This window comes from Ilumatobacter nonamiensis YM16-303 (assembly GCF_000350145.1).
GTDB lineage: Bacteria > Actinomycetota > Acidimicrobiia > Acidimicrobiales > Ilumatobacteraceae > Ilumatobacter_A > Ilumatobacter_A nonamiensis.
Map to the genome: position 1 here is coordinate 1 of NZ_BAOL01000352.1, position 3895 is coordinate 3895.

Consider the following 3895-nt stretch of genomic DNA (forward strand, 5'->3'; position numbering starts at 1 on the left):
GCTGCCCGCGTCGGCTCGATCAGGACCGGTCTGGTGCTCATCGCCGGTCGCCCGGCGTTCGCGTTGACCGCACACGACTGCACGGTCAACGGCACGCCGCACGCGCTGCTCGACCTGTCGAGCCCCGACGCGGCGCTCGACGCCGCCGACGCGGTGATCGGAACCGTCCTGACGGACCTGCTGGCGACCTTCGGGCGCACGGGCGAACTCGTCGCGATCCTGATCGGACTCGATCCGCCTGCGGGCCCGCCGATCTCGGTCCCGGAGCTGCTCGCCGACCCGCTCGCCACGTTGCGCACCTATTGGTCGGCGCTGGTCAGCGACCTGACCGACCTGGCCGTAGTGGTGACCGCAGCTCGCGAGCTGCTCACCGGCGCCGTCGACGCCCTCCCCGGATCGGGATCGGCCGCCGATCCGTGGCGGATCGGGATCGACCCCGCCGACGTGCTGGTGTGGGTGGAGGGCTCGGAGCTGCGTGTCGACCTGCGCGTCGACGCGAGCGTGGACTTCCTCGACGACCTGGCCGCCGTGGTCACAGCGCAGGCGGCGATCGTGCGCCTCGATTTCGCGGCGTCGACCGCACGTTTCCTCGACGAAGTTCGCGCGACGCTCTCGGTGCAACGGCGCGACGAGCAGCCGGCCCGGCTCGATCTCGGGCCGGTGGACCTCGCCATCGACCGCTTCACCATCGGCGCCGCCTGGCACGCCCGGAACGGACTGCGCGCGGTGGTCGAAGCGCCCGGTGCGGCGCTCGAGCTCGCCGGCGATCCGGCGACGACCGTCGACGACGTGTCGGTCGGGATCCCGCTCCCGGTCGTCGCGGCGGACGGAACGGTCAGCTTCGATCCCGACTGGGACGACGTGGAGGTCGCGCTCTCGAACCTCCTCGCGCGCACCGGCGCGCCGATCGTCGATGCGCTGATCGACCTCGTCGGCTGGTCGGGGTTCGGCGCCCGGCTGCGGCTGGCCGAGGTGCTCGCCGATCCGGCCGCGGCGCTGCGGGCCTGGCTGGCCGACATGGTGCTCGACTGCGGGAACGCCCGACTCGCGCTCACGCCGGCCGCGGTGTTGCTGAGTGGTGGCCGGCTCGGCGCTCCGCTCGGGTCGGGGAACCCGTTCGACCGGTTCCGCGCCCCCGTGGCAGGCGAGCCACTCGCACCCGGGTTGGCCGCCTGGTTCGATCCCGGCTGTGCGATCCCCCGCGCCCGGTACGAGCCCCTCCCCGGGTTCTTCGATACCGCCGAAGCACCAGAACCCGGCGAGCTCGTCGCCGCCCTGCACGCCGCCGCCACCGTGTTCCCGGAGCTCGCCGACCTGCTCGTCGCGCGCGACGGGCTCGACCAGGGTTTCGCCGAGTTGACCGCCCGCATGGTCGGCACCGACGGGTTGCTCGGGCGCCCCGTCGCGTTGCCCGATGGCGTCACCGGGATCGACGTCGAGAGCTACGGGTATCGCGAGCTCGTCGCGCTCGGGGCCACGCACACGATCTCGTTCGAGGTGCTCGACGCCGAACCCGCAGCGGTGCTCTACCTGGGCGTCGAGGATGTGTGGGCGTCGGCGTTCGACGCGGCGAGCATCGACGCGCGCGCGGCCGCTCCGACGGCGACCGTTCCGGCCACGTCGAGCGGGCCGCACTCGGTGGCGTTGCCCACGGTTGAGGCCGCCGACGCCGATCGCCCCGACCGCGGCGGGATCGGCGAGCAGGCCGAGCGGATCGTCGCCGCGCTGGGCGACCGCACGGATCCGATCACGATCATCGCCTACGGTGCCGCCGGCGCGGCGGCCCTGACCGCTGCGTCCGACCCCCGGATCGCAGCGGGCGTGATCGAGCGGATCGTGACCGTCGGCGCGCCGTGGGGTCCCGTGGCCACCACGGCGTTCACGACCGGCCTGAGCGGCGACGCTCTGCGGTTCCTGGACCGTGCGATGCGCCCGGTGTCCACCGACCCTGACGATCAATTGACCGAGGAGCTGATCGCCGGCGAGTTGTCGCCGGGATTGCGGACGCGGTTGCTGCTCGATCGGGCGATCGCGGCCGCCGGCATCGGGTCGGCTTCGCTCGGCGAGCTGCCCGACGCCTCGCTCCCCGAACCACCGGCCGGCGTGCCGATCGACGCGGTGTTCGGGTTGCTCGACGCCGACACGATCGAGCTGGGCCTGGCCGAGGTCGTCGCCGAGGCGATCGCGTACCGCTACGAGCTGGCGGTGCCACCGCCCCCACCCGAGTCGCTGCACGTGGGTGTCGATCTGCCGGTGCTCGACGCCAGCATCGGCGGCGTCCACGTCGGTGCCGGGGTCACGCTCGAGCTGGTCGAGTTCGATCGCGGCCCGAGTGGCGACTCGTTCGTCATCCACGACGAACAGACCGTCATCGTCGACCTCCAGTTCGGTATCACCGACGGATGGCTCGTCGGCGGGCCCGGTGCGGCCCAGGACGACGTCGAGGTCCGGTGGGTGTCCGCGCGCACGTGGCTTCCGTTGGGCGGTGACGACGCCGATGCGCGCACCGAGATCGTGTTGCACGAGGCCCGGTGCTTCGGCGTCGAACGGGCTCGATGGGTGATCGATGCCGACGCCGACGGCATCGGCGATTCCGACGTCACGCTGACCACACCCGAGGTCCACATCCTCGTCGGCGAGGTGATCGCGCGTCTGAGCTCGGCGAGCACCGATCTCGCCGAGTTGTTCGACCACGTCGGGCTGCGCCGCGACGGCGGCTACGACCCGCAGGGCCTCGACCGGCTCGTGCTCGACACGGCCCAGGCCGTCCGCGACTCGATCGACAGCGCATCCGCCGCCCTGGCCGCTGCCATCCGGCGTCTCGCCGGACTCGGCGGCACGGGAACCGAGCTGACCCGAACGGTCGACACGGCGACCATCCAGCTCGATCTGGCAACACGCTCGATCGCCATCGCGGTCAGCCCTCCGGCCGGTGGGCTGGTCCCCGCGGGCATCAGCGTGCATGCCGACCCGGGCGGCCTCGACGTCACCGCGAGCCTGGGCGAGGTCGACCCGGTGGCCGGCGGCATCGCGCTCGCGGCCGGCATCCAGACGACCGGTGCGTCGGTCACGTCCGAGCTGTGCCTGCGTCATCGCCTGCCGGGTGAGCTCGCCGATGTCGAGCTGACCCCGGCCAACCTCACGGCGTCGGCGCTCACCACGGTCGCCGGCCGACTCGTCAGCGCGGCCCTCGTGCGCGGCCTCGTCGAGCATCTACGCGGTCGGCTCACCACCGACGCCCGCACCGCCATCGAGGCGATCCTCGACGGGCTCGAACTGCTCACCGACGCGCCGATCGGCGGTCAGCGTGGGGTCCGCGTGCCCTGGGCGATGCTCGCCGACCCCGGCGGCTGGCTCACGCGAGTCGCGTCGCCGTGGATCGCCGACCCGTTCGCACAGGCGATCGGAGTGCTCGATGCACTGCGCCCGATCGTCGCGCCCACCGCGGCTCCGGGCGAGGTCGGCTGGCCTCTCGGCCCCGACGTCACGATCGGCTACGCGGTCGCCGACGGGCGTCTCCAGCTCACGGCCTCGGTCGCCGCGCAGCACGACCTCGACGGGGCCGATCTGCGGACCACGTTCACCGGCGGGATCTCGCTCGCACCCGATGGACTGGTCGCACCCACGATGGGAGCGGCGGTCACCTTCGACGGCAACGGCGTGCGCGTCGCCGTCGACCCGCAGCCGCGCATCGACCTGGTCCGGCCGGCACCGGCAGCTCCCGTGCCGATCCTGCCCGCCGGCGCCGGGCTGGCCGGCCTGCTCGACACCGCCGCCGGAATGGCGATCCCCCTCCTCCTCAACGCGGTCATCGACGAACGCGACAACGCGGCGGCCTCGCTGCGGCGCGACGTCGCACGTGTGGTGTTCGATCTCGGGACCGGGCTCGACCTGC

At 73.1% G+C, this 3895-nt stretch carries 1 protein-coding gene; it reads left to right on the forward strand.

Annotated features, from left to right (window positions below):
- The coding region (locus ON45_RS23365) for a hypothetical protein (protein ID WP_040496694.1) at positions 1–3895 on the forward strand (3895 nt) is incomplete at both ends.